The organism is Rhodobacteraceae bacterium LMO-JJ12 (genome assembly GCA_021555075.1).
Taxonomy (GTDB): Bacteria; Pseudomonadota; Alphaproteobacteria; order Rhodobacterales; family Rhodobacteraceae; genus JAKGBX01.
The window spans coordinates 799,718-824,583 of the sequence record JAKGBX010000001.1 but is presented as its reverse complement, the minus strand read 5'-3'; the positions used below and the strand labels follow the sequence as shown (position 1 = coordinate 824,583).

Sequence of the window (24,866 nt, the reverse complement as noted above, 5' to 3'; positions counted from 1 at the left end):
CCATTCAGGGCGCATGAATACTGGCTAAATGCGGTCATTTGGGGGCGCAGACTTGTTACCTTTTGTTGACGAACTTACTAGCGCGCACTGTCTCATCGGGGCGGCCAATCTGCGTCACAACGGGTATTGCGCGCAGGGGGTGACATCCCCTTTTCCCTGGGCTAGCCTGTATAGGCAACCGACAAGGAGGGTGCAGTATGTATCGCGGGATCTGGAACCACATCTGAACGGATGACCCCGTGTGGGCGCCGTTCAAATTCGCGGGCTGCCTGGCCCGCCTGAGCGTCGTCGCCTGACTGCATATTGCTATTTGCTCTGATTTAGGGAGCCCCCTCATGTTTCGTTACTTTGAAAATCTTGTTGACCCTTATTGCGACTATCCGCCCGAGGATCGCCCGCCACAGACGCTGTGGGGCTTCATGATGGGTTATTCCAGGCCCTTCAAACGGGTGTTCTGGATGGCCGGTATCATGTCCGTTGTCGTTGCGGCGGTCGAGATCGTGCTGATCTATTATATGGGCTGGATCGTCGATATCTTGCAGGGCGACCCGGCGCAGGTGTGGGCCGAACACGGCACCACGCTGATTGTGTTGGCGCTGTTCATTCTGTTGATCCGCCCGGCGTTTCAACTGCTTGACGTGATGCTGATCAACAATGCGATTCTGCCCAATTTCGGCACCCTGATCCGCTGGCGTGCACATGCGCATGTGCTGCGCCAGTCGGTTGGATGGTTCGAGAATGATTTCGCCGGGCGAATCGCCAACCGCATCATGCAGACCCCGCCCGCCGCCGGCGAGGCGGTGTTTCAGGTGTTTGATGCTCTGACGTATTCGGTGGCCTATGTGTTGGGTGCAGTGATCTTGCTGGGTCAGGCCGATCCGCGCCTTGCCGTGCCGCTGGTGATCTGGCTGATCGCCTATGCCGGGCTGATGCGCTGGACCGTGGTGCGGGTCGGGCCAGCGTCGCAACGCGCCTCGGACGCACGCAGCGCCGTGACGGGGCGGGTAGTGGATGCCTATACCAACATCCATTCGGTCAAGATGTTCGCCCATACGACGGGCGAAATGGCCTATGCCAAGGAGGCGATTGACTATTCCCGCGACACGTTTCAAGCCGAGATGCGGCTTTATACGCTGATGGATCTGGGGCTGGTGATGCTGAATGGCGTGCTGATCCTTGGGGTTGTCGGCTGGGCGTTGGCGCTGTGGATGCAGGGGCAGGCAACGGTGGGTGCTGTGGCTGCCGCCTCGGCACTGGTGTTGCGACTGAACGCGATGACTGGCTGGATCATGTGGGCGATCACCTCGTTCTTTCGCCAGTTGGGCGTTGTGAAGGAGGGCATGGAGACCATTGCCCAGCCGATTGATCTGATCGATGCGCGCGATGCCGGGCCGCTCTTGTTGGGCGATGCGCAGATCGAGATCGACAACGTGAGCCACCACTATGGGCGCGGCCAAGGCGGGCTCGACGGTGTGACGCTGACAATTGCACCGGGCGAGAAGGTCGGTCTTGTCGGGCGCTCGGGCGCCGGGAAATCGACACTGGTGAAGCTGCTCTTGCGGTTCTACGACGTTGAAAGCGGCGCAATCCGCATCGATGGGCAGGATATCGCAGGCGTCACCCAAAACAGCCTGCGCGCGCAAATCGGCATGGTGCAGCAGGACAGTGCGCTTCTGCACCGTTCGGTGCGTGACAATATCGCTTATGGGCGCCCGGATGCATCAGATGAGGAGATCATCGCGGCGGCGCGCAAGGCCGAAGCGCATGAATTTATCGAGGCATTGCACGATCCCGGCGGCAATTCGGGCTATAGCGCGCAAGTCGGCGAGCGTGGCGTCAAGCTTTCGGGCGGGCAACGCCAGCGGATCACCCTGGCAAGGGTGATCCTGAAGGATGCACCGATACTGCTGCTTGACGAGGCCACCTCGGCGCTCGATTCCGAGGTCGAGGCGGCGATTCAGGACACGCTCTATGGCATGATGGAAGGCAAGAGCGTGATCGCGATTGCGCACCGTCTCAGCACGATTGCGCATATGGATCGGATCGTGGTGTTGGACGAGGGGCGCATCGTCGAGACCGGCACGCATGGCGAGTTGCTTGAGCTGGGCGGGCTTTATGCCCGGTTCTGGGCGCGCCAGTCGGGCGGCTTTCTGGGCGATGCCAACGATACCGACGATCCCAACGAAAACAGCGAAGACAGAAAGGCGGCGGAATGACCGGCAATCGCCTGACAGATTGGTTTGCCACGCGCATCGACCCCGAACGCGAGGCCAAGGGGCCGCCCCCCCGTCGCCTCGTCGCCTTTGTCGGTTGGGCACTAGAGGGTTGCTGGCCGGTGATCGTCGTCGCCGCGCTGTTGTTCGGGCTGGGCGGCATTCTTGAAGCGGTGGTAATGCTGCTTCTGGGCCGGATCGTTGATGCCACAGTTGTGGGGGCGGAATTCTTCTGGAGCGCCAATGCGAGCCTTCTGATCGCCGCGGCGGCGGTGCTTTTGGTGCTGCGCCCGGTGTCGTTTGGGCTTGCCACCGCGTTTCAGACAATCGCGCTGGCGCCCAACCTGTTCAGTCAGGTCATGGCGCGGCTCAACCGCCACACGCTGGGCCAGTCGGTCAGCTTTTTCGACGAGGATTTCGCCGGGCGAATTGCGCAAAAGCAAATGCAGACGGCGACCGGCATCGTTTCGGTGGTGCAGGAAACGGTGAACGCGATCACTTTCGCGCTGGCCGCCGTTCTGGGCATGTTGGCGCTGAGTGCCAGTGTCGATCCCGGCATGGCGCTGGTGGTGGTCGTGTGGCTGGCGGTTTACATCGTGCTGCTGTGGTTTTTCCTGCCGCGCATCCGGCTGCGCTCGGCCGCGCGGGCGGCGGCGCGCGCCGGGGTGACCGGGCAGATTGTCGATACCGTGACCAATATCCGCACCGTCAAGCTGTTCGCCCATGACGAACACGAAGATCGGGCCGCTCTCGACAGCGTGGGCGCGTTCCGCACCAGCGCGGTGCATTGGGCGGTGATGGCAGTGTGGTTCCGCTTTCTGCTGATCGTTCTGGCCGGGTGCCTGCCGGTGGCGATGCTGGGCTATGGCCTTACCCGCTGGAGCGCGGGCGCGGTGACCAGCGGCGATCTGGCGGCGACCGGGGCAATGGCGATCCGGCTGGCGCAGATGACCGGCTGGGTCAGTTGGACGCTGATGACGATCTATGCCGATCTGGGCGAGGTCGAGGACGGGATGCGCACGCTTAGCCCGGCGCATGACCTGGTGGACCGGCCCGGCGCGCGTGAGCTTGAAGTGCGCGAAGGGGGGATCGTGTTCGATCAGGTGGATTTCGCCTATGGCCGCGATGTCGGCGGGGTGCATGGGCTTTCCCTGAATGTCGCGCCGGGCGAAAAGATCGGCATCGTCGGCGCCTCGGGGGCGGGGAAATCGACGCTGGTGTCGCTTTTGCTGCGGCTCTACGACCCCGAGCGCGGGCAGATCAGGATCGACGGGCAGGACATTGCCGACGTGACCCAGGCCAGCCTGCGCCGACAGGTCGGCATGGTCACGCAGGATACAGCGATGTTCAACCGACCGGCGCGCGACAACATCCTCTATGGCCGCCAGACCGCCAGCGAAAGCGAGTTGATCGCTGCCGCCGAAAAGGCCGAAGCGCATGACTTCATCGGTGATTTGCAAGATGGCGAGGGGCGCTCGGGCTATGACGCGCATCTGGGCGAACGCGGCGTGAAGCTTTCGGGCGGCCAGCGTCAGCGCATCGCCCTGGCCCGCGCGATCCTGAAGGACGCGCCGATCCTTGTGCTGGACGAGGCGACATCGGCGCTCGATTCCGAGGTGGAGGCAGCGATTCAAGCGGCCTTGGCGCGGGTGATGGAAGGCAAGACGGTGCTGGCCATCGCCCACAGGCTAAGCACGATCGCCCAGATGGATCGGATCATGGTGATGGATCAGGGGCGCATCGTCGAGACCGGCACCCATGAGGCGTTGATGGCCAAAGGTGGAATCTATGCGATGCTCTGGTCGCACCAGTCGGGCGGCTTCCTTGGGTTGGAGTCGGCGGCGCAATAGGGCGCGGTGAATCTTGCGCCATTCGGCTTGACGCCTGATGTGATTCCACCTAAAGACCGAAAACGGATTTCGGGGCGTGCATTAGCGGCGCCCATTTGTGTTGACGGGGCTTTCGAGCCTCATGCGATCTAGAATGAGGATGAACCCATGTCTCGCGTCTGCGAACTGACCGGTAAAGGCCCGATGACTGGCAACAATGTCAGCCACGCCAAAAACAGAACCCGCCGCCGTTTCCTGCCGAACCTGAACGATGTGACGCTGCAATCGGAAACGCTGGGTCGTGGTGTGAAACTGCGGATTTCAGCCGCCGCTCTGCGCTCGGTCGATCATCGCGGTGGGCTTGATGCCTATCTTGCCAAAGCCAAAGATACCGAGCTTTCGGACAATGCGATGAAAGTGAAGAAACAGATCAAGAAGGCCCAGGCCGAGGTCTGAGTTCTCTTTGACGTGCTATTTGACGGCCCTGCCTTTGCGGCGGGGTCGTTTTCGTTTGTCTTGTCTAGTGAGGACAGCGCGGATGGCGGGTGCGGGTGCGCTCCGCGCGGGGATATTTTCAGTCAGAGGAAGATCGGGACCATCACGATTTGAACCGCCCTGTCGGCGTGTCCATTCTGGCGCGCGCCAAGTGGTCCGGGACTAGCGGCTGATTCTGGAAAGTGCCTCTTCGGCGGCGCGTGTTGCCGTGATCTTTCCCGCTGCCACCTGCGCGGCCAGCGTCTCCATCACGTCCTTGGCGGCACCGCTTTGCAGACTGCGCAACAGCCGCTGGCGCACTTCCTCTCCAAACCAGAACTGTGCCTGTCTTGCGCGTGTGGCATCAAAATGCCCGTTCTCGCGCCGCCAGTCGATCAGCGCCGTCATTTCGCTCCAGGCCTGCTCCAGCCCCATTTCCTCGACCGCCGAGACCATCATGGCCTTGGGAAATCCGGTGGGATCCTGCGGGCGTTTGCGCAAGAGTCTCAGCGCGCCGGAATAGTCCGCGCAGGTCCGGGTTGCCGCCGGTTTCAGATCGCCATCAGCCTTGTTGACAAGGATGAGATCGGCCATTTCCATGATACCACGCTTGACGCCTTGCAGCTCGTCTCCGCCCGCCGGGGCCAGCAACAGAACGAAGAGGTCAGACATTTCGGCCACCATGGTTTCGGATTGTCCCACACCCACCGTTTCGATCAGGATCACGTCGAAACCGGCGGCTTCGCAGAGTTCGATCGCTTCGCGGGTGCGTCGCGCCACGCCGCCAAGCTGGCTCTGGCTGGGCGAGGGGCGAATGAAGGCGTTTGGGTCGCGCGACAGGCGTTCCATGCGTGTCTTGTCGCCAAGGATCGAGCCACCAGAGCGTGTCGAGCTTGGATCGACCGCCAGAACCGCAACCTTGAGCCCCTTGGCGGTGAGCATGCAGCCAAATGCCTCGATGAAGGTGGATTTGCCTACCCCCGGCGTGCCCGACATGCCGATGCGCACCGCTTCGCGCCCGAGGGGCTTCAGAGCTTCCAGAAGATCGGTCGCCTGGGCGCGATGATCGTCGCGCCCGCTTTCGACCAATGTTATGGCCCGCGCCAGCGCCCGCCGGTTGCCGCCCGCGATTTTTTCAGCCGTGGCTGCGATATCCATGCTGCTCATCCCGCCCCAGTCTCAATACCGCGCCTTCATGCCCAAGGAGCGCGCCCAAGTCCAGAGCCCCCAAGCCGACTGCCCCATGGACGCGCGCGCGCGCCTGCCGCATAAACCGCTCATGCGATCCGGTCTGCCCATAGATGATGCCCTGCCCCCGCTCCTTGACGCTGTTCGAGCGCGGGGGCGCGCGGTGTTGCAGGCACCGCCCGGTGCGGGCAAGACCACGGTAGTGCCGCTGGCGCTGCTGGAGGCCGGGGTCGTTCGTGGCCGTATCCTTATGCTTGAGCCGCGCCGTCTGGCGGCGCGCGCCGCGGCCGAGCGCATGGCCGATACGCTGGGCGAGATCACGGGCCAGACGGTGGGCTATCGCATTCGGGGCGAAAGCAAGACCTCGAAATCCACCCGCATCGAGGTGGTCACCGAAGGCATTCTCACCCGCATGATCCAGTCCGACCCCGAGCTTTCAGGTATCGGCGCGGTGCTGTTTGACGAATTTCACGAACGCTCGCTCAATGCCGATCTGGGCCTTGCGCTATGTCTTGAGATTGCCGAGGCCCTGCGCGACGATCTGATCCTGCTGCCGATGTCGGCCACGCTCGATGGCGCGCCGCTGGCCGCGTTGCTTGACGCAGAGTTGATCACCTCCGAGGGGCGGGCCTTTCCGGTTGAAACGATCTGGCTCGATGCGCCCTTGCCCAAAAGGCACAGGCTGGAAGACGCCACCGCCGACCTCGTATTGCACGCCATTGAGGAAACCACCGGCGGCGTGCTGGTCTTCCTGCCCGGTGAGGGCGAAATTCGCCGCACCGAGGCGCTTTTGAAGTCCCGCATCCCGTCCGATTGCCACCTGCGCCCGCTGTTTGGTGCGATGCCCTTCAAGGAGCAACGGGCCGCTATCGTCCCGGCGGCGTCGGGGCGCAAGATCGTGCTGGCCACTTCGATTGCCGAAACATCGCTAACCATCGAGGATATCCGCGTGGTGATCGACGCAGGCCGCGCGCGCCGCGCGCGTTTCGATCCTTCGTCAGGCATGTCGCGGCTGGTGACCGAGCGCGTCACCCGCGCCGAAGCGACCCAGCGCGCGGGCCGCGCGGGCCGAGTGGCACCGGGGCGGGCTTATCGCCTGTGGACACGCGGCGAAGATGGCGCGCTGGCCCCCTTCCCCCCGGCGGAGATAGAAGCCGCCGATCTCGCCGCGCTGGCGCTTGAATTGGCGCTCTGGGGGGCGGCGCCCGCTGATCTGCCGTTCCTGACCCAGCCCAACGCCGGGGCCTATGGCGAGGCGCAGGCGTTGCTGCGCCAGCTCGGCGCGCTGGATCGGGGCAATCGCATTACCACCCATGGCCGCGCACTGGCGGCCCTGCCGCTGCATCCGCGCCTTGCCCATATGCTGGCCATGGCCGGACCCGACGCCGCCCCTCTGGCCGCGCTTCTGGCCGAGCGCGACCCGCTGGCGCGCAGCGCACCTGCCGACCTTTCCTTGCGGCTTGAGGCGCTGGCCGATCCGCAGCAGTTCAGCAAAACCCGCCCCTTTCAGATCAACCGCGCCAGTCTCGCACGCATTCGCCTTGAGGCCAAACGCCTTGCCGGGCGCGCGCGCCCAGACGCGCAAGGCGCTGCGCATTCTGCCGCCGAAATGGCCGCTCTGGCCTACCCCGACCGCATCGCCCAGCGGCGCAAGGGCGATCAGCCGCGTTATGTCCTGTCGGGTGGCAAGGGCGCAATCCTCGATGAAGCCGATCCGCTGGCCGCCACCCCCTTTCTTGTCATCACGGACACCGATGGCAATCCGCGCGAAGCCCGCATCCGTCAGGCAGTCACCATCAGCATGGGCGAAATCCGCGCCCTTTTTGAAGATCAGATCGCCTGGGTCGATACCTGTGAATGGAGCAAACGCGAACGCCGCGTGGTGGCCCGCCGTCAGGAACGTCTCGGCGCCATCACGCTTGACGACCGGATATGGAAAGACGCCCCAGACGAGGTGATTGCACGCGCCATGTGTGCCGGTATTCGCGATCTGGGACTGTCCCCCAGCCCTGCGGCGCAACGCTTGCGTGCCCGCGTGGCGCTGGCCCGCGACGCGGGAGAAGCTTTGCCGGACATGTCGGACGAGGCCTTGCTTGCCAGTCTTGAGGATTGGCTCATGCCCCATCTTGGCCGCATCAGAACCGCGTCGGATTGGAAGGGTTTTGACATATTGCCGGCCTTGCAGTCCATGCTCGACTGGGACCAGACCCAGCGCCTGAACACGCTCGCTCCGCCGCATTTCATCACGCCACTGGGGCGCAAGATTCCTATAGATTACGCGGGGGATACGCCGGAAATCAGCCTGCGTCTGCAAGAAATGTTCGGCCAGAAAACCCACCCCATGGTTGGCAGAACGCCTCTCAAGGTCACGCTGCTCTCTCCGGCGCAGCGCCCGGTGCAGACCACGCTCGACATCCCCGGGTTTTGGGCGTCATCCTACGCCGACGTGCGCAAGGATATGCGCGGGCGCTATCCCAGACACCCCTGGCCCGAAGATCCGACCCAAGCCGACCCGACCCTACGCGCCAAACCACGCAAAAAAAGCTGAAAAGTGCGTCTGATCCGCCTGCTCGGCGCCCCCGAAACCACGGCGTTTTTGCAATCGCAGAAAAAAGGTATATATTAACCATTCAATGAAAAAAGGACCCTGTCACGCAAGACCGGGCAGATAGGCAGAATTTAGATGACCGATGGCTTCAAGAAAGCCTGGACCGAGTTGGTCCAGCCGTTACTGCGCCGCCCCAAGCGGTTGCAGGTGGCTGCGCTGTGCTATGCGAACCACGGGACCGACAAGAAAGTGCTGTTGATCACGTCGCGCGACTCTGGGCGTTGGATCATTCCCAAGGGCTGGCCGATTGATGGCAAGGATGCCCGCGGCGCAGCACTTCAGGAGGCCTGGGAAGAGGCCGGCGTGCGTGAGGGCAACATTACAACCGATCCCGTCGGCACATATGACTATGACAAAGAGCTTCGCAGCGGCCTCCCGGTGCCGGTTGAAACCCTGGTCTATTCGGTTGAAGTGACCGATCTTCAGGATGAGTTTCCCGAAGCCGATCAGCGTCGGCGCAAATGGGTCAGCTCCGAAAGGGCCTCTGACATGGTGCGCGAACCCGAATTGCAGGAAATCCTGCGCCGCCTGTAAGCACATTCCAGAAGAATTATGAAGGTTTCGTGACAAAACCGGTTGATCTGGCGCGCTTGCTTGTCTACCCCGCGAAACACGTATTGGGGGAGAGACGCGCCAGATGACCCACCAGCCAAACGACGCCGACCACCTGGAAACGCTGGATCGCGATCTCGACCGTTTTTCCACGCTTGAAACAGCCGCACAATATGTCGCCCGCCCGATGGTCGCACCCGGTGTAGCGCTGGCTTTCATCGTGATTACAGGCTTGGCCGCAGCCTTGTTCTTTGGTCAGATGCCAATCAACATGGTGGTGGTCGCAGCAGCGGTGTTTGGCGCATATATGGCGCTCAATATCGGGGCGAATGATGTCGCCAACAACATGGGCCCCGCCGTGGGCGCCAACGCGCTTACCATGGGCGGAGCGATTGTAATTGCGGCGGTTTTCGAGAGCGCAGGTGCACTGCTGGCCGGGGGCGATGTGGTTTCGACCATCTCCAAGGGCATCATCACACCCGAGTCCATGGCCACCACGGACGTATTTATCTGGGCCATGATGGCGGCGCTGATTTCGGCGGCGCTCTGGGTCAATCTGGCCACGTGGATCGGCGCGCCGGTCTCGACCACCCATTCGGTGGTCGGCGGGGTGATGGGGGCCGGTATTGCCGCCGCCGGATTCGCCGCCGTGAAATGGCCCACCATGGGCGCAATCGCCGCCTCCTGGGTGATCTCACCGGCGCTCGGAGGGCTGATCGCTGCCGCCTTTCTGGCGCTGATCAAATCGCGGGTGATTTACCGCGATGACAAAATCGCAGCCGCCCGCCGTTGGGTGCCAATCCTGATCGGCATCATGGCCGGCTCTTTCGCCGCCTATCTCGCGCTCAAAGGGCTCAAACGCCTGATCGACATCAACCTTCAAACCGCGCTTCTCGTCGGTCTTGGCGTCGGGATTGTCAGTTGGCTGATCACCATTCCGTTGGTGGCCAAGCAATCCCAAGGTCTGGAAAACCGCAACAAATCTCTCAAGGTGCTGTTCGGAATGCCGCTGGTGCTGTCGGCCGCGCTTCTCAGCTTCGCCCATGGCGCCAATGACGTGGCCAACGCGGTCGGCCCGCTCGCCGCCATCGTGCATGCCACGCAATTCGGCGATGTCGCGTCCTCTGTGGCGATCCCGATGTGGGTGATGGTGATCGGCGCGTTCGGCATCTCGTTCGGGCTGTTCCTGTTCGGGCCGAAACTTATCCGCATGGTCGGCTCACAGATCACCAAGCTGAACCCCATGCGCGCCTATTGCGTGGCCTTGTCCGCCGCCATCACGGTAATCGTGGCGTCCTGGCTCGGCCTGCCCGTCAGCTCGACCCATATCGCGGTCGGCGGCGTCTTCGGCGTCGGTTTTTATCGCGAATGGGATACCAGCCGCCGAATGCGCAAGAACTCCGAAACCATCCCCGCCGAGATGCGCGTCGCCTCAGAAGAGCGCCGCCGCCGCAAGCTGGTGCGCCGCTCACATTTCATGACCATCATCGCGGCATGGGTGATCACCGTGCCCGCCGCCGCTGTTATGTCAGGTCTTATCTTCTTCTTGCTGCACGCGCTCTTCGTGTGACCTGAAAAGGCTGGCTGGGCAAAAGGCCCGTTCTAGGCCAACACCTCGGCCACCGAATGCGCCCGCGCGCCCCGCGTCTCGGCCTGCTTGACCAATTCCAGCACCCGCGCATTCACCGGCACCTGCACATCATGCGCACGCCCCAACTCCAGGATCTTGCCCTGGAAATGGTCGATCTCGGTTTTGCGCCCGGATTCGAGATCCGCAACCATCGACGTGCGCGCCAATGCGTCCACCGTCAGCATCGGCGCCGCCACCCTTGCAAATACTGGTGTCGGAAGGCGCAATATCCACGGAATAACCCAGCCAGGCGCCGCCGCAGGCACACGCACCTCGATCCCGGCGGTCTTCAGCACCGCCAGCGCTTCGCGCATCTGCGCCGCCATCACCCGACGCCATCCGCGATCAAGCAGCATGTCGCGCAGACTCAGCCCCGCCAGCGCGTTCACCGCGTTTGTCAGGTTCAGCACCAACTTGCCCCATTGCAGCGCCTCGATTCCGGAATGCTCATCCACCTCCAGCCCCGGTACCTCCAGCAGCCCGGCCAGATCACCCGGCCCGGCCTCGATCATTATCTCGCCGCTGGTTGAGCGGTGAAATCTTCCCTCTCCCTGCGCCACCACGTTGAAACCGACCACCCCGGCACGTACATCGCGCCCCGGCAGGGTCTGGCGCAAGACGTCTGCATTCCCGACGCCGTTTTGCAGGCTCACAATCACCGACCGCTCGGGCGCATGACGCGCCACCAGCCGCCCCATCTCCTGCGTCGCACCCCCCTTTACGCAGACAAGCACGATATCGGCATTCGCAAGGATTTCCGGCTGCGCGCTCGCTTCGGGCGCGGCCACGGCCTCCATCCCGGCAAAATCCGTCAGCCGCAGCCCGTGCGCCCCGATCTCCTCAACCATCCGCGCCCGTGCCAGCAGACGCACATCCCGCCCCGCCGCTGCAAGCAATCCGCCAACAAAACAGCCCACGGCCCCGGCCCCCGCCACAACGATCACCGGCTCATCCATCGCACACCCCATGCTTCCTCTGACCACAAATATCCCCGCCGGAGGCTCCCGCCCCTGCCATGCATATAACAGGTAACTTGAAAGGATCGCTGTTCGTGGTCACAAGACACGATCCCGCCGTTTCCCTGGGTTTGATAACGCAAGTGGCCTGCGGTGCCTCAGCGCCATGCGCCGCAAGGCACATGACGGGGTCAGCTGCGCGAGGTCACACACCGAGGCACCAGCGCATCACCGCCTTTTGCGCATGCAGCCGGTTTTCCGCCTCATCAAACACCACCGAATGCGGCCCGTCCATCACGGCGCTGGTCACTTCCTCGTCGCGATGCGCGGGCAGGCAATGCATGAACAGCGCGTCCGGCTTGGCATGCGCCATCAGCGCATCATTCACCTGATAGGGGCGCAGCATATTGTGGCGGCGCTCCTTGTTGGATTGGCTGTCGTGCATACTGACCCAGGTATCTGCCGCCACCAGATCGGCCCCCTCGACCGCTTTGACGGCATCGCGCTCGATGATCACTTTCGATCCCTTTTCGCGGGCAAAGCCGATGAATTCGGGTTCCGGCTCCAACTGCATCGGCCCGGCAAAGGTCAGATCGAAGCCGAATTGTCCGGCGGCATGCAGGAACGAGGCGCAGACATTGTTGCCGTCACCACACCACACCACCTTCTTGCCCCTGATCGACCCGCGATGTTCCTCATAGGTCATCACATCGGCCATGATCTGACAGGGGTGGGTGCGATCGGTCAGCCCGTTGATCACCGGCACATCGGCGTATTCGGCCAGTTCCAGCAGCACGGTTTCATCGAAGGTGCGGATCATGATCATATCGACATAACGGCTCAGAACGCGGGCGGTGTCGGCGATTGTCTCGCCATGGCCGAGTTGCATGTCCTGTCCCGACAGCACCATGGTCTGCCCTCCCATCTGGCGCACGCCGACATCAAAAGACACACGCGTGCGGGTCGAGGGTTTTTCAAAGATCAGCGCCACCATCTTGTCCTTGAGCGGCTGCTCGTCGTCGGGCGCGCCCTTGGAGCGGCCCGCCCGCGCATCTTTCATGCTGCGCGCCTGGGCAATCATGCCTTTGAGGTCGCTGGGGTCGGTTTTGTGAATGTCGAGAAAATGGTTCATGTGTAATGTCCTGGTCTCAAGGGCAGAGCCGGGGGGCCAGCCCCCTGGACCCTCCGGGATATTTTCAGTCAGAGGAAGATGTGGTCTCGATCTGCGTGGCAGCGGCCTCAAGCCGCTTTACAGCCTCGGCCATGTCGTCTTCGGTGATATTGAGCGGAGGCAGCAGGCGGATCACGTTTTCCGCTGCGGGCACGGTGATCACCTCGTGGGCGTAGCCGGCATTGACCACATCCATATTGGCCGCCTTGCATTTGAGGCCCAGCATCAAGCCGGTGCCGCGCACCTCTTCGAACACCTCGGGGTGTGCCGCCACAAGCCCTTCCAGCTTTTGACGAAGGAAGCCGGCGCGTGCGTTGACCTGGGCGAGAAAGGCCGGATCGGCGATGATCTCGACCACTTTCGCGCCGATGGCACAGCCCAACGGGTTGCCGCCATAGGTCGAGCCGTGGGTGCCTGCCGTCATGCCACTGGCGGCGCGCTCGTTGGCCAGCACGGCGCCCAGGGGGAAGCCGCCACCGATACCCTTGGCCACCATCATGATATCGGGTGTGATCCCGGCCCATTCATGGGCAAAGAGACGCCCGGTGCGCCCCATGCCGCATTGCACCTCGTCGAGGATCAACAGCGTGCCAGTCTCGTCACAGAGCGCACGCAGGGCGCGCAGCGTATCATCTTCGAGCGGGCGGATGCCGCCTTCGCCCTGCACCGGCTCGACGATGATCGCCGCCGTTGTCTCACTCAACGCCGCGCGCACGGCGTCGATATCGCCCCAGGGCAAATGTTTGAACCCGGGCAGCAGCGGGCCGAAACCCTTGGTCATCTTCTCGGACCCGGCGGCGGCGATCCCGGCAGCGGAGCGACCATGAAAGGCACCTTCGAAGGCGATGATCTCAACCCGCTCGGGCGCGCCCTGATCATACCAGTATTTGCGCGCCATCTTCACCGCCAGCTCGCAGGCCTCGGTGCCTGAATTGGTAAAAAACACCGTGTCGGCGAAGGTATGTTCGACCAGCAGGTCGGCAAGCCGCTGCTGCTGGGGAATCTGATAGAGGTTGGAGACGTGCCAGAGCTTGCTCGCCTGATCGTTCAGCACTTCGGTCAGCTCCGGGTTGGCATGGCCCAGCGCGTTGACGGCAATACCCGACCCAAAATCAAGGAAGCGTCGCCCGTCGGCTTCGATCAACCAGCTGCCTTCGCCTTTGACGAATTGCAGCGCCGCGCGGTTGTATGTGGGCAGAACAGACGGGATCATGTGCGTTTCCTTTCGCATCGACAAGCCCCGTGAGTGCCTCAGCCGGGGCGCTTCGTCAATATTTTTGGTGATTCTGGTGATGGGGAGCCGCAAGAACAGGCGGCGATGATCAAGAGAAAACGGCCCGGCGCAAGGCGCGCAGCCGTTTGGGACGCATCAGCGTCGGCGTCGGATCAGATGAGGGCGCATGCTCTTGGTCATAGCTGTCAGATAGCGGTTGGCGAAGGCGCTGTAAAGAGGTCTGCGCGCGCCGACTTGCCCGCAACTTTCCCCGCGCGCGCCGTTTTTCCGCCACGGTTAGGCGCAACAACTGTTTCCAATCGAGCAGCAATAAAACCTGGCCAGAAAGGCTTCTCCCATGAGTGCACAGATCCATTCCCTCGACGCCACCCGCGCCAAATCCATGCCCTTCCCTCTCCCGACAGGAGCGCTGGAAGCGCGCGACCGTTGGGGGCGCACGCCGCTCTTGCGTGCCATTGTCGATGGCACATTGAACGATGTTCGCACCCTTCTTGATGCCGGTGCAGATGCCAATGCAGCCCTGGCAGGCGATGTCACGCTTTGCTTTGATGCCGGGGAAACCGCACTGATGCTGGCCGCGCCAGAACCTGCCAAACTGGCGTTGCTGCTGGCGCACGGCGCCGATCCTCTGGCGGGCCCCGATGGCGGGCTTGTCGCATGGATCGCGCGCGAACTCGACGAGGACAATGGCGAGGTGCCAGAGTATTTCGACGGGTTGGTCGAGAGCCTTGCGCTCTTGAACAAAAGCTGAGGCGGAGGCGGGCGCGTGGCGCGCGCCTGAACCCCCAGAGCAGATTTGCGCTTGCACCCTGACAGGGGCTGGCGCAGGACTGCGGCGATGTTCAAACCCGCCACCTCCAATCCACGCCTTGCCGTGGGCTTTATGCTCACGGCTTCCGTATTTATCGCGGCGTCGACGCTGATGGCCAAGCTGGCCACTTCGCCACGACTGGGTGAACCGCTGCACCCATTGCAGGTCAGCCACGGGCGGTTTCTCTTTGCCTGGATGCTGATTGCTTCGACAGCAGCCGTGATGCGGTTAAAAATTTCCCGGCCCAACCTGCCGCTACACGCCTTGCGCACGCTTGGCGGGTGGAGCGGGATCAGCCTGATGTTTGCCGCCGTCAGCTTCATTCCGCTGGCCGATGCCACTGCGATCAGCTTTCTCAATCCGGTCTTTGCGATGGTTCTGGCAATCCCGATTCTGGGCGAACGGGTCGGCCCCGTGCGTTTTGCGGCGGCAGGTGTCGCGCTGATCGGCGCGTTGGTGTTGCTGCGCCCCACGCCCGAAAGCTTTCAGCCCGCCGCGCTTCTTGCTTTGGGGGCGGCTGTGGTGATGGGCTTTGAAATCGTGCTGATCAAGCTTTTGTCAGGGCGCGAAGGGCCGTTACAAATTCTCTTTATAAACAATAGCTTCGGGTTGATTATCGCGTCAGTCGCCGCCGTGTTCATCTGGGAAACACCCAATACAGCGCAATGGGCTGTGTTGGCAGCAGTGGGCGTTTTCATGGCATTGGCGCAGGCGTGCTATGTCAACGCCATGGGGCGGGCCGAGGCCAGTTTCATCGTGCCCTTCGCCTATGCCACGCTGGTATTTGCCACGCTGTTTGATGCGGCAATCTTCGGGGTCTGGCCCGATGCCATCTCGATCTTCGGGGCCGCTATCATCATCACGGGCGCCGCCCTTTTGGCTTGGCGCGAGGCATGGCTGGCGCGGCGTGACAGGATGCCGTGACGCCACATCCAGTTGCGCCTTGCACCTGACGCCCGCTTGTTTAAAATAGGGGCCAAGAGAATTTTCAGGGCGGCCCTTGCCATGTGGCCGCCTTTTCAAATGGGAACGAACGATGTCCTGGACCGATGAACGCGTCGAACTGTTGAAGAAAATGTGGGGCGAAGGCCAATCAGCCAGCCAGATCGCCAAGGAACTGGGCGGGGTGACCCGCAACGCGGTCATCGGCAAGGTGCACCGCCTGGGCCTGTCAAACCGCGCGACCGGCGCCAAAACCGAAGCCAAGGCAAAACCCAGCCCCAAAGCCGAGGCCAAGCCGCGCGCACCGTCACGCACCAAGCCCGCGGCCAAACCGGCCAAGGAAGAGGCGGCCCCTGCGGCGGAAACTCCGGCCGAGCCCGTGATATCGCGCGCCCGCCGCGCGATCATACCCGCCGGTCAGCCGCTGCCGCCGCAGCCTTCGGCCAACGAGATCAGCCCCGAAGCGCTGGCCAAAGTCAGCGAAGTCGAGAAAAAAGCCAAACGTCTGGGCTTGATGGAGCTGACTGAGCGGACCTGCAAATGGCCGGTTGGCGATCCTGCGACCGATGATTTCTGGTTCTGCGGTTTGCCGGTGCAAGCAGGCAAGCCTTATTGCGAAGCGCATGTCGGCGTGGCGTTCCAGCCAATGTCGAGCAGGCGCGACCGCAAGCGCTAATGCGCGGGTTTTCGTAACCTTCCAAACTGGCTTTGCGTCGCCTTTTGGCGTCGCCAGTGACCCAAGGGTTGCGTTTTTTGCGCAAGCCCTGCGTCTGTGATCCCGTGGGATTGGATATTTTTGGCAAGATGAAGACGGGCCTCTGACACAGGCCTCGGGGATTGTCAAAATCGCCCTTTTGCTGGTCCCAATGCGCAATATTGCAACCTTTGCTCTTGGAACCAGCCGCGCGTGGCACGCGCCCTCACTCGAACAGCTTGAGCAAACCCTTCTTGAGTTCATCTTCGACTTTGCGTTCAAGCGCGTCTTCAAGGTTTTCGCCTTCTTCCACTTCAAAATCGAGTTCTTCGCTCAACTTCTCTTTCACCTTGTTCTCAATCTTGTTTTCCAGCGCCTTCTTTTCCTCTGCCAGATTGAGATCAATCGCCGCTTTCACGTCCGGCGTGATCTTGGGCGCCGCCCATGGGCCACGAATGCGCACCGGAAAGGCCAGCCCCTTGCCCTCGCGCGCCTTCAAGGCCACCGGTGTGAAGAGATAGTCGATATCGCGCCGCCCAAGACCGATCCGCCCTTTCCCCGTGGCCTCAAACCCCGGCAGGGTCATCTTCAGGTCGTCATTCAGCATATCGCCGTTGCTCATGGTGAATCCGGCCTCGAGGCGATCAAAGATCGTGGTCCCCCCCGTCCCGTCACCCGAACTCATCAGCTTGTCGAGGTCAAACCCCGAGATCATGCCCTTGTCCATCGCAATGCTGCCATCCCCCTTGAGGCTTTTCATAATCGCATCAAGAGAGCCGCCAACGCCCAGGAAGTTGAGCGAAGCCGTGCCCTTGCCTGAAAGCCGCGTAATGCCTGCCATATCGCTCAGAAGATCGCGCACCTCGACCGCTGTTGCGCTCAATTTGCCACCCACAGACAGACCGCTGCGATTGTTCACCACGAATTCGCCACCAAACGCGCCGCCATATCCCGCCAGCCGTCCCAGTGCGAACACCACGCGGCTGCGATCAAGCGTAGCGGTGATGTCGGTCGCGCCGAACTTGAGCGTTCCAAGATCAACCGAATTTGCCGTGATCCGCGCCTGCCCGTTCAACGCGCCCAGCGCACCCATGTCGATAGCCGCGGTTGGCCAGCCCTCGCCGCCCGCGCTGCTACCGCCTTGCGAAAGGCCGGAAAAATCCAGATCCCCCGCATCAAGCCGCGCGGTCACATAGGGGCGATCGCCGCCGAACTGAATATCGAGATCACCGGTGAACGCGTTGTCGTCAAGCCGGAGCGCCGTCTTGCGCAGGGCAAGCGATTTGCCCGCCTTGAGCACGACAAGCCCTTTGGCCGTAACTGCCTGCCCAAGCCCCTTGGGCGGGTTCACCCCGGCCATGCCCAGCGCGCGCAACGCGGCATTCGTCGAGGGCAGGTTCGCTTCAAGCTGCCCTTCGGCGTCGCCCGTAGCCGTGGCACGCCCGACAAAGCCCATGGTTGCGCCGCCCGCCACGACATCGGCGCTTACGGCCACCGGCTGACCTGACAGGAAGGGCAAAAGACCCTGCACGCTGGCGCTTAGCGTCACCCGCTCGCCCGCAGGCTCAAGCGCCAGTTCCAGCGTGGCTGGCCCTGCAAGATCGGGTGCCTCAAGCACAGCATCAAGCCCGGTAAACTCCTGGTTTGAGCCATCTGTCTGATCGAGATAGCGCACCCGTCCACCGCTCATCTCAATATGGTCCAGTGCAAGCGCGAATTGCCGCCCGCCGCTGCTGGCCGTGCCTGTCGCGATTTCCCAGTTGCCGCGCCCGCTCTTGTCGCGCTCAAGCAACAGATCGGGCTGCGTCAGCTCCAGCGTTCGGATGCGGATTTGCCCTGAAAAAAGCGGCACAGTCTCGACCCCGATATGCAGCGCTTCGGCTTTCAGCATCGCACCCTTGTCGGACCAATCAGCATTGGCAATCGTCATCGCGCCGGTGCGCACGCCCAAGACCGGATAGAAACTGACGCTGACATCCCCCTCAAGCGTCACCTCACGCCCGGTTGCGGCCTCGATCTGGTTCAGCACCACTTCGGCAATCTTTTCGCCGGGCATCAGGAACAGACCACCCACAAGCACCAGCGCCGCCACCAGCAACGCACCCAATATCCTGAAAATCCAGCGCATTGCGGTCTCCTTTCGGCTCAGCCAGAGCAAATATCTCAGCTCCAAGAGGTAACCCCTGCCCCGCTTTACGGCAAGAACCCCGCGCAGCCTATCTCGCATTGCCGCTTTTCCCGGCGCGCGCGCTCGCTTATATGCCACCCATGCAGAATCCGCCCAACCTTCGCCCCGACCTTGCCAATGCCCGCACCGCCCTTGCGCAAACCCGTCGCGAGGGCCAGCCCTCCATCGGCATGGTCTCTCTCGGCTGCCCCAAAGCTCTGGTCGACAGCGAGCGCATCCTCACCCGCCTACGCGCCGAGGGCTATGGCCTGTCGCCCGACTATGCCGGGGCCGACGCGGTGATCGTCAACACCTGCGGCTTTCTCGACTCTGCCAAGGCGGAATCGCTCGAAGCCATAGGCGAAGCCCTGAGCGAGAATGGCCGCGTCATCGTGACCGGCTGTCTCGGGGCCGAACCGGACTACATCCGCGAACATCACCCCCGCATCCTCGCCGTGACCGGCCCGCACCAATACGAACAGGTGCTTGATGCAGTCCACGCCGCCGTTCCGCCCAGCCCCGATCCGTTTGTCGACCTGCTGCCCGCCTCCGGCGTCCGGCTCACCCCGCGCCACTACAGCTATCTCAAGATTTCCGAAGGCTGCAATCACCACTGCAAGTTCTGCATCATCCCTTCGATGCGTGGCCGCCTGCAATCGCGCCCGCACCGCGCCGTGCTGCGTGAAGCCGAAAAGCTGGTGGAAAACGGCGTGCGCGAACTTCTCGTCATTTCGCAAGACACCTCGGCCTATGGCGTCGACTGGCCCCGCGAAGATCGCCCCTCAGGCGAGCAGGCCATCACCGCGCTGGCCCGCGATCTCGGGGCGCTCGGGGCATGGGTGCGCCTGCATTATGTCTACCCCTACCCGCATGTGCGCGAGCTGATCCCGCTCATGGCCGAAGGCGTCGTGCTGCCCTATCTCGATATCCCGTTTCAGCACGCCCATCCCGAGACCCTGAAACGCATGGCCCGCCCGGCACACGCCGAACGCACGCTTGACCGCATCGCCGAATGGCGCGGCGTCTGTCCCGACATCACCCTGCGCTCAACCTTTATCGTCGGTTACCCCGGCGAGACCGAAGCCGAATTCCAGACCTTGCTCGACTGGATGGACGAGGCCCAACTCGACCGAGTCGGTTGCTTTCAATATGAAAACGTCGATGGCGCGCGAAGCAACGCCTTGCCCGATCATGTCGCGGATGACGTCAAACAGGATCGCTGGGACCGCTTCATGCAAAAGGCCCAGAGCATTTCCGAAGCCAAATTGGCCGCCAAAGTGGGTCAGATCATGGATGTCATCATCGACGACATCGACGAAGACGGCATCGCAACCTGCCGCACCAAGGCCGATGCGCCCGAGATCGACGGAAATTTGTTTATTGATGAGGGAACCGAGGGATTGGCTGTCGGTGAGATCGTTTCTGTCGAGGTGGACGAGGCCGGGGAGTATGATTTGTGGGGCAAGACCGTTTAAGCAGCGAAGAAAACCGCGCCTAACTTATCCCCACGCCCGGCACCGCCGGGCAGCGCCCGGACCTCCCCCATGGGGAGGGCGCTTCGCACCCACCCCGAGGTCCGCACGCCACCCTTTGGTTCAACGGGTTCGCCCTACTTCTCCAACCGCTCCAACGCCCGACCATCGCCCCATGTGCCGTGCAGTGTCCCGTTGGGCATGATCACATAGACCACTGGATGCGCGTCGCCCCAGTTCACGCTCACCACCCGACCGTCGCGCTGGCCGACACCGGCGTAGCTCTGATTGCCCACAATCCAGGCAAAGCCCACCGCCCCGCCGACGCTCTCCTGCACCGTCACCGTGCCGCGATAGGTCGACCCGTCAGGGTTGCGCCCCTCGGCGCGGTAGACACCTGAAATGTTGTCGGGCAGCGATTGCGCAAAAACAGGCAGCGCCAGCGCAACCAATGCCGCGCCAAGAAAAAGCCGACGTGTGATCATTGCGAAACCTCCGGTGCAAATTCTGCTCCAGATTAGGGCGCACCCGGCGATCTGGCAATTGCGCAAAGCGACGGCAGTCACGGCGGGGTCATTCCTGCGCCCTAACCGGGCAAGAATTGTGCCAGCACGATGACCCACGCCACCCCCGCCGCAAGCGAGGCGACAAACACACCGGCGCTTCCGGCGTCCTTGGCCTTCGCCGCAAGCGGATGCTGCGCGTTTGAGATGTAATCGATCGCATGCTCGATCGCCGTATTGATCAGCTCAAACGCCAGAACCAACAGACCAAGCGCCAAGATAAGCGCCCGTTCCGATAGGGAAATCGGCAAGAGCAGAGCAAGTGACGCCGAAACCAGATTGGCCCAGACCCAAGTGCGAAAAGAATGTTCGGACCCCCAGGTCTGCACAACGCCGCGCCAACTCCAGATCAGGCGCAGGCGAAGCCGTTTGAAGAAATAGAGCATCCCGAACCGTTCCCCCCTCGCAGGTATCCCCTGCAAGAAACGATGAGCGGTTTCATGGCACAGCGCAAGTTCGCCATCACCGCGCGTTCAGTCCATCACGGAAAGAGCGACCTTCCGGTTTCGTCTCATACGCCCCTCTCGGCGCATCCCGGCGCGGTCAAAGCCGCTCCAACACCGCCTTGTTGCGACAGTCTTTGTAGGCTTCGCAGCGCTGCACCGCAGAGGTCGCCAGCCAACTCTGACACTCTTCGACAAAGGCGCATTGACGGCAATTCGTGACCATGGCCGTATAATCCTCAGCAGTCAGTTTCCCCTCCGCCATCGCTTCGCTCAGATTGATCCCCATGGCCCGCGCCGCCGAGCGGGTAAGCCAGAAGTGCATGACCGGATCTCCGAGAGGCAATACATTGATATTCATCTGCGAAATTCCATCCATCTCAGTATCTGAGGGGCGTCGGACACCCCCGGTTGCAACACACCTCATGCGGCGTCTTGCGCCTTCCGACAGGCGCAAGATTGCGCCCGCTCACCGTCGTCTGCGCAATGTCCCCCACTCTATCGTGACATGCGGATTTGCGTCTTTGACCCTGATCAAACCTCGGGGTCCGCGCGCGCATCAAGATAGGCACGCACACAGTCGGCAACCCGGCGAAACCTGTCGCCACCAAGCTTTGTTCCGCCATACCAACGGGTTACCACGATCAGATGATCGTGCAGCCCCTCACGCTCCAGCATCCGTAAGATCACCATCCCGGCCCCTGCTTCGCCGTCATCCCCTTTCAAGGGCGTGCCGTCACTCAGCAAAACGGCCCAGGTGTTATGTGTCGCCTTGGCGTATTTCTTCACGCCTTTCAGCCCCTTCAAGAACCCGTCGACATCGGCCCGGCTGGCTGCCGCCCCGGCAGATACCGCGTATTTCGAGCCACGATCACGCACCACATTTTCAATCTGTAACATAGGTCAGGAATTCCCCACCTGCACAGATCCACACGGGCTGCTATCACTCTCGCATAGACAGGTTTTCAATTTAGAAACAAATATTTGCAGGTTTGCCATGAACATCAGTTTTTCTGATCTATCTCTCTTTGAAATCGCAGGAGTTTTCGGCTTTGCGCTTTACGTGATGAATTACATCATGCTCACTTTCCGTCACCTGACCAGCGATTGCATCACCTATTTCGCAATCAATTTCTGCGCGGCAAGCCTCGTTCTGATCGGCCTCACAGCCAGCTTCAATCTTGCCGCTGCCCTGCTTCAGGGATTCTGGATCATCATGTCAACCATCGCGATTTCATTGCGCCTGATGCGCCATCGGCGCAGCCGCCCCAAATCCCACACGAGCTTTACATCTGCGAGGCCACCCGCCGCACCGTTTCAATCCGCTGCGCATTAGGCGGATGCGTGCCCAGAAACCGGTTGCCCGGATCGGGAATGCGGGTGAAAAACTCGGCCCCCCTCAGTGGGTCATACCCGGCCTTTTTGGTGATCACCGTGCCCAGCGCATCGGCCTCCAACTCGAATTCCTTGGAATAGCTGCGCGCGCCCACGGCCGCGCCCAATTCCTGTGCTGATTGCACAGATGTTGCATCCGCCCCGGTCAAAACCGCCAACCCGGCAAAGATCACCGCACCCGCAGCGGCGGCTTCGCGCTGGCGGCGAATGTGACCTGCAATGTGATGTGCGGTCTCATGCCCCATCACAAACGCCAATTCATCAGCATTGCGCACGTCACCGATCAACGCCAGCGTAAAGGCAATCACCGGCCGGCCCGACTGATCAAGCGTCTGATAGGCATTTGCCGGCAGACCCGCGCGATCATCCACGACGATCTGAAAATCACAGTTCATGCCCTCGGTGCGATTGCGGCATTCGCGCTCGGCCACGGGCTCGACCGTCTCCATCACCGTCACGAATTGCCGCGCCGCTTTCTGCGCACTCAACCTGCCGACAACCGTTGGCGACGCCGATGCCTCAGGCGGAGCCTGTGGCGGCACGCTCGTCATACAGCCCGCAAGGGCCAGCAGTGCAAACAGGGCCAGAACCCGCATCGTCGCCTCATTTCCTTGATTTTCGCGCCAGAATAGCACCTGCGCGCGCATGCACCAGCCTGTTTGCGCCGATTCACGCAGGGTTGAAGGCTTGCGCGCCGATTTCCGCCCGTTATGCTGAACGCATGTTTTCAATCGAGCATGAATTTGATGCCACAGTGATCACACTGGTGGACGAGGGCCCGGCCCCCACTTCCAAAGCGGTCGCCACCCCGCTTCAGGAAGATGTCATCGTCAATGCCTTCGCCGAATGCGTCACGGTCGAACAATTCGACCCGCGCACCAACAGCGTCCAGAAAATCACCCTCTCAATATCTCAGGTGCGCGACATGGCGGCGGCGCTCAACCTGCCCGAAGGGGTCTATTCGCTGGTACCCGAAGACAAGAGCTGACCGGCGCTATTGCGCAATCCGAAACACCTTGTCGCGCGCACTCTGACCCCGGATCAGCACAAGCTGCGATTTCGGCACGCCGAGCGCCTTGGCCAAAAGCTTGATAACCGCGGCATTGGCCTTGCCCGCTTCCGGCACCACGGTCACATAGACGCGCAAGGCGCCATCCTGCTGCACAACCCTGTTGCGTGACGCTTTCGGCGTCACCCTCACGGCGATTTCGGCCCCAGGCCGGGCAAGTGCTGTCAAATCCGGATCTGCCATAGGCCAACCTACAACTGGCCAGACACGGGTTGCAATCCACGCCGTAGCGCGCGCTAATCCCCCGCGACGGAATCGGAGAAAAAATATGGCAACCGGGTTTTTCTGGGACGAGAAATGTTTCTGGCATGGCGGCGGCAACTATGCGCTGACATTGCCTCTGGGTGGCTTTGTGCAGCCCCTCGCGGCGGGCGGCCTGCCGGAAAACCCCGAGACCAAACGCCGCCTGAAAAACCTGATCGAGGTCAGCGGGCTTGCACGCGAGCTTGCCATGCAATCTGCCGCCCCCGCCACCTGGGGCGACCTGGCCCGCGTGCACCCCGAAACCTTCCTGCAAAAATTCAAGGACACGTCGGATGCGGCCGGCGGCGAGTTGGGCCTGCGCACCCCCTTCCTCAAGGGCGGCTTCGAGATTGCCGCCCTGTCGGCGGGCCTCGCCAAAGAGGCGCTCTCGCAGGTGCTCGACGGCACGCTTGATAACGCCTATGCCCTGTCACGCCCGCCCGGCCATCATTGCCTGCCCGACTGGCCCAACGGCTTCTGCCTGCTGGCCAATATCGCCATCGCCATCGAAGCGGCCATCGCCTCGGGTCAGGGAAGCCGCTTTGCCGTGGTCGATTGGGACGTGCATCACGGCAACGGAACCGAAGCAATCTTTTATGACCGTGATGACGTGCTGACCATTTCGATCCATCAGGAACACAACTACCCGCTCGATACAGGCGACATCACCGATCGCGGCACCGGCGCGGGCCTTGGCTACAACATGAACGTGCCACTGCCCCCCGGCGCGGGCCACGCCACCTATCTCGACGTGATGGAGCGGATCGTGCAACCCGCGCTGGCCGAATTCCGCCCCGACGCGATCATCGTCGCCTGCGGCTTTGACGCCTCCATCTTCGATCCCCTGGCCCAGATGCTGGCCACCGCCGATACTTTCCGCGCCATGACCGCCCAGATGATGCAATCGGCCAAACATCTCTGCGAAGGCAAGCTGCTCCTGGTGCATGAAGGCGGCTATTCCGAAGCCTACGTGCCATTCTGCGGCCATGCCGTTCTGGAAGAGCTCGCCGATTCCGTCGCCACTGCCCCCGACCCGATGGCCGACACCGTGGCGCGCCGCCAACCCAACCCCCGGATGCAGGCCGTTTTCGCCGATCTTGTGACCGAAATGGCCGACACCCTCCTCGACTGACACGCGCCTCTTTCATCTTGCCAAAAGTATCCCGGGGAGCGCGAGGGGCAGCGCCCCTCGCTCCTGCCCTTGACGCCAGC

24 protein-coding genes are annotated in these 24,866 nt (G+C 62.3%); 13 read left to right on the top strand and 11 right to left on the bottom strand.

Features of this window, described 5'->3' with window-relative positions; translation table 11 throughout:
* Positions 1-335: 335 nt before the first annotated feature.
* The 3 genes from LZG00_03880 (at position 336) to rpmB (ending at position 4,498) form a co-directional block, all read left to right on the top strand.
* Complete coding sequence (locus tag LZG00_03880; protein ID MCF3593129.1) at positions 336-2,216, top strand: ABC transporter ATP-binding protein/permease; 1,881 nt, start codon at positions 336-338, stop codon at positions 2,214-2,216.
* Positions 2,213-4,063 (top strand): ABC transporter ATP-binding protein/permease, encoded by a 1,851-nt coding sequence (locus LZG00_03875; GenBank protein ID MCF3593128.1) that lies wholly within the window; start codon positions 2,213-2,215, stop codon positions 4,061-4,063. The genes LZG00_03880 and LZG00_03875 overlap by 4 nt, the downstream gene beginning before the upstream one ends.
* A 147-nt stretch (positions 4,064-4,210) precedes the next feature.
* Complete coding sequence (gene rpmB / locus LZG00_03870; GenBank protein MCF3593127.1) at positions 4,211-4,498, top strand: 50S ribosomal protein L28; 288 nt, start codon at positions 4,211-4,213, stop codon at positions 4,496-4,498.
* Between the two features lie 201 nt (positions 4,499-4,699).
* Here rpmB and meaB read toward each other — a convergent pair whose 3' ends face one another.
* Positions 4,700-5,674, bottom strand: a complete 975-nt coding sequence (gene meaB / locus LZG00_03865; protein MCF3593126.1) for a methylmalonyl Co-A mutase-associated GTPase MeaB — start codon at positions 5,672-5,674, stop codon at positions 4,700-4,702.
* Between the two features lie 121 nt (positions 5,675-5,795).
* On the opposite strand from meaB, the gene hrpB reads away from it, so the two are divergent.
* From hrpB to LZG00_03850, 3 genes are all read left to right on the top strand, one after another.
* Positions 5,796-8,252, top strand: coding sequence for an ATP-dependent helicase HrpB (gene hrpB, locus LZG00_03860; protein ID MCF3593125.1), 2,457 nt, complete (start codon positions 5,796-5,798; stop codon positions 8,250-8,252).
* Positions 8,253-8,387: 135 nt separating this feature from the next.
* Positions 8,388-8,846, top strand: a complete 459-nt coding sequence (locus LZG00_03855) for an NUDIX hydrolase (protein ID MCF3593124.1) — start codon at positions 8,388-8,390, stop codon at positions 8,844-8,846.
* A 103-nt stretch (positions 8,847-8,949) separates the two neighbouring features.
* Entirely contained in the window at positions 8,950-10,434 is a 1,485-nt protein-coding gene (locus tag LZG00_03850) for an inorganic phosphate transporter (protein ID MCF3593123.1), read from the top strand.
* A gap of 32 nt (positions 10,435-10,466) precedes the next feature.
* Here the strand turns inward: LZG00_03850 and LZG00_03845 are convergent, their stop codons facing one another.
* The 3 genes from LZG00_03845 to LZG00_03835 form a co-directional block, all read right to left on the bottom strand.
* Positions 10,467-11,462, bottom strand: coding sequence for a 2-dehydropantoate 2-reductase (locus LZG00_03845; GenBank protein MCF3593122.1), 996 nt, complete (start codon positions 11,460-11,462; stop codon positions 10,467-10,469).
* A gap of 193 nt (positions 11,463-11,655) precedes the next feature.
* Complete coding sequence (gene argF, locus LZG00_03840; GenBank protein ID MCF3593121.1) at positions 11,656-12,582, bottom strand: ornithine carbamoyltransferase; 927 nt, start codon at positions 12,580-12,582, stop codon at positions 11,656-11,658.
* A 64-nt stretch (positions 12,583-12,646) separates the two neighbouring features.
* Complete coding sequence (locus LZG00_03835) at positions 12,647-13,834, bottom strand: aspartate aminotransferase family protein (protein ID MCF3593120.1); 1,188 nt, start codon at positions 13,832-13,834, stop codon at positions 12,647-12,649.
* 358 nt (positions 13,835-14,192) lie between these two features.
* On the opposite strand from LZG00_03835, the gene LZG00_03830 reads away from it, so the two are divergent.
* From LZG00_03830 to LZG00_03820, 3 genes are all read left to right on the top strand, one after another.
* Positions 14,193-14,606 carry a hypothetical protein gene (locus LZG00_03830; protein MCF3593119.1) on the top strand — a complete coding sequence of 138 codons (414 nt, stop codon included), beginning with the start codon at positions 14,193-14,195 and terminating at the stop codon, positions 14,604-14,606.
* 87 nt (positions 14,607-14,693) lie between these two features.
* Positions 14,694-15,590, top strand: a complete 897-nt coding sequence (locus LZG00_03825; protein ID MCF3593118.1) for a DMT family transporter — start codon at positions 14,694-14,696, stop codon at positions 15,588-15,590.
* A 112-nt stretch (positions 15,591-15,702) separates the two neighbouring features.
* Complete coding sequence (locus LZG00_03820; GenBank protein MCF3593117.1) at positions 15,703-16,284, top strand: GcrA cell cycle regulator; 582 nt, start codon at positions 15,703-15,705, stop codon at positions 16,282-16,284.
* Positions 16,285-16,528: 244 nt separating this feature from the next.
* On the opposite strand, the gene LZG00_03815 is transcribed toward LZG00_03820, so the two are convergent.
* The gene (locus LZG00_03815) at positions 16,529-18,430 is read right to left on the bottom strand and encodes an AsmA family protein (GenBank protein ID MCF3593116.1); all 1,902 of its coding nucleotides are present in this window, start codon (positions 18,428-18,430) and stop codon (positions 16,529-16,531) included.
* Positions 18,431-18,561: 131 nt separating this feature from the next.
* On the opposite strand from LZG00_03815, the gene rimO reads away from it, so the two are divergent.
* Positions 18,562-19,944 (top strand): 30S ribosomal protein S12 methylthiotransferase RimO, encoded by a 1,383-nt coding sequence (rimO, locus tag LZG00_03810; protein ID MCF3593115.1) that lies wholly within the window; start codon positions 18,562-18,564, stop codon positions 19,942-19,944.
* Positions 19,945-20,078: 134 nt separating this feature from the next.
* Here the strand turns inward: rimO and LZG00_03805 are convergent, their stop codons facing one another.
* From LZG00_03805 to LZG00_03790, 4 genes are all read right to left on the bottom strand, one after another.
* Positions 20,079-20,426, bottom strand: coding sequence for a hypothetical protein (locus LZG00_03805; GenBank protein MCF3593114.1), 348 nt, complete (start codon positions 20,424-20,426; stop codon positions 20,079-20,081).
* A 101-nt stretch (positions 20,427-20,527) separates the two neighbouring features.
* Positions 20,528-20,890 (bottom strand): diacylglycerol kinase, encoded by a 363-nt coding sequence (locus LZG00_03800; protein ID MCF3593113.1) that lies wholly within the window; start codon positions 20,888-20,890, stop codon positions 20,528-20,530.
* Between the two features lie 157 nt (positions 20,891-21,047).
* Complete coding sequence (locus tag LZG00_03795) at positions 21,048-21,308, bottom strand: DUF6455 family protein (GenBank protein MCF3593112.1); 261 nt, start codon at positions 21,306-21,308, stop codon at positions 21,048-21,050.
* A 173-nt stretch (positions 21,309-21,481) separates the two neighbouring features.
* The gene (locus LZG00_03790) at positions 21,482-21,847 is read right to left on the bottom strand and encodes a YigZ family protein (protein ID MCF3593111.1); all 366 of its coding nucleotides are present in this window, start codon (positions 21,845-21,847) and stop codon (positions 21,482-21,484) included.
* A gap of 97 nt (positions 21,848-21,944) precedes the next feature.
* Between LZG00_03790 and LZG00_03785 the strand changes: the two genes are divergently transcribed.
* Entirely contained in the window at positions 21,945-22,283 is a 339-nt protein-coding gene (locus LZG00_03785) for a hypothetical protein (protein MCF3593110.1), read from the top strand.
* Here the strand turns inward: LZG00_03785 and LZG00_03780 are convergent.
* Positions 22,234-22,938: a M48 family metallopeptidase gene (locus LZG00_03780; protein ID MCF3593109.1), complete on the bottom strand. Its 705-nt coding sequence runs from the start codon at positions 22,936-22,938 to the stop codon at positions 22,234-22,236. The two genes, LZG00_03785 and LZG00_03780, sit on opposite strands and share 50 nt — an antisense overlap.
* Positions 22,939-23,063: 125 nt before the next feature.
* Here LZG00_03780 and LZG00_03775 point away from each other — a divergent pair, with 125 nt between their 5' ends.
* Positions 23,064-23,330 (top strand): hypothetical protein, encoded by a 267-nt coding sequence (locus LZG00_03775; GenBank protein MCF3593108.1) that lies wholly within the window; start codon positions 23,064-23,066, stop codon positions 23,328-23,330.
* A gap of 6 nt (positions 23,331-23,336) precedes the next feature.
* On the opposite strand, the gene LZG00_03770 is transcribed toward LZG00_03775, so the two are convergent.
* Entirely contained in the window at positions 23,337-23,594 is a 258-nt protein-coding gene (locus LZG00_03770; GenBank protein ID MCF3593107.1) for a DUF167 domain-containing protein, read from the bottom strand.
* 85 nt (positions 23,595-23,679) lie between these two features.
* On the opposite strand from LZG00_03770, the gene LZG00_03765 reads away from it, so the two are divergent.
* Complete coding sequence (locus tag LZG00_03765) at positions 23,680-24,786, top strand: class II histone deacetylase (GenBank protein ID MCF3593106.1); 1,107 nt, start codon at positions 23,680-23,682, stop codon at positions 24,784-24,786.
* The last annotated feature ends 80 nt before the right edge of the window (positions 24,787-24,866 follow it).

Bases quoted from the DNA above. Each gene is read 5' to 3' on its own strand.
- LZG00_03850 (MCF3593123.1), top strand. From the start codon at position 8,950: ATGACCCACCAGCCAAACGACGCCGACCACCTGGAAACGCTGGATCGC.
- LZG00_03800 (MCF3593113.1), bottom strand. From the start codon at position 20,890: ATGCTCTATTTCTTCAAACGGCTTCGCCTGCGCCTGATCTGGAGTTGG.
- hrpB (MCF3593125.1), top strand. From the start codon at position 5,796: ATGCGATCCGGTCTGCCCATAGATGATGCCCTGCCCCCGCTCCTTGAC.
- LZG00_03830 (MCF3593119.1), top strand. From the start codon at position 14,193: ATGAGTGCACAGATCCATTCCCTCGACGCCACCCGCGCCAAATCCATG.
- LZG00_03770 (MCF3593107.1), bottom strand. From the start codon at position 23,594: ATGGCAGATCCGGATTTGACAGCACTTGCCCGGCCTGGGGCCGAAATC.
- LZG00_03775 (MCF3593108.1), top strand. From the start codon at position 23,064: ATGTTTTCAATCGAGCATGAATTTGATGCCACAGTGATCACACTGGTG.
- LZG00_03825 (MCF3593118.1), top strand. From the start codon at position 14,694: ATGTTCAAACCCGCCACCTCCAATCCACGCCTTGCCGTGGGCTTTATG.
- LZG00_03780 (MCF3593109.1), bottom strand. From the start codon at position 22,938: ATGCGGGTTCTGGCCCTGTTTGCACTGCTGGCCCTTGCGGGCTGTATG.
- rpmB (MCF3593127.1), top strand. From the start codon at position 4,211: ATGTCTCGCGTCTGCGAACTGACCGGTAAAGGCCCGATGACTGGCAAC.
- LZG00_03795 (MCF3593112.1), bottom strand. From the start codon at position 21,308: ATGAATATCAATGTATTGCCTCTCGGAGATCCGGTCATGCACTTCTGG.
- LZG00_03785 (MCF3593110.1), top strand. From the start codon at position 21,945: ATGAACATCAGTTTTTCTGATCTATCTCTCTTTGAAATCGCAGGAGTT.
- LZG00_03805 (MCF3593114.1), bottom strand. From the start codon at position 20,426: ATGATCACACGTCGGCTTTTTCTTGGCGCGGCATTGGTTGCGCTGGCG.
- LZG00_03790 (MCF3593111.1), bottom strand. From the start codon at position 21,847: ATGTTACAGATTGAAAATGTGGTGCGTGATCGTGGCTCGAAATACGCG.
- LZG00_03815 (MCF3593116.1), bottom strand. From the start codon at position 18,430: ATGCGCTGGATTTTCAGGATATTGGGTGCGTTGCTGGTGGCGGCGCTG.
- LZG00_03835 (MCF3593120.1), bottom strand. From the start codon at position 13,834: ATGATCCCGTCTGTTCTGCCCACATACAACCGCGCGGCGCTGCAATTC.
- LZG00_03855 (MCF3593124.1), top strand. From the start codon at position 8,388: ATGACCGATGGCTTCAAGAAAGCCTGGACCGAGTTGGTCCAGCCGTTA.
- LZG00_03875 (MCF3593128.1), top strand. From the start codon at position 2,213: ATGACCGGCAATCGCCTGACAGATTGGTTTGCCACGCGCATCGACCCC.
- argF (MCF3593121.1), bottom strand. From the start codon at position 12,582: ATGAACCATTTTCTCGACATTCACAAAACCGACCCCAGCGACCTCAAA.
- LZG00_03765 (MCF3593106.1), top strand. From the start codon at position 23,680: ATGGCAACCGGGTTTTTCTGGGACGAGAAATGTTTCTGGCATGGCGGC.
- LZG00_03880 (MCF3593129.1), top strand. From the start codon at position 336: ATGTTTCGTTACTTTGAAAATCTTGTTGACCCTTATTGCGACTATCCG.
- LZG00_03845 (MCF3593122.1), bottom strand. From the start codon at position 11,462: ATGGGGTGTGCGATGGATGAGCCGGTGATCGTTGTGGCGGGGGCCGGG.
- LZG00_03820 (MCF3593117.1), top strand. From the start codon at position 15,703: ATGTCCTGGACCGATGAACGCGTCGAACTGTTGAAGAAAATGTGGGGC.
- rimO (MCF3593115.1), top strand. From the start codon at position 18,562: ATGCCACCCATGCAGAATCCGCCCAACCTTCGCCCCGACCTTGCCAAT.
- meaB (MCF3593126.1), bottom strand. From the start codon at position 5,674: ATGGATATCGCAGCCACGGCTGAAAAAATCGCGGGCGGCAACCGGCGG.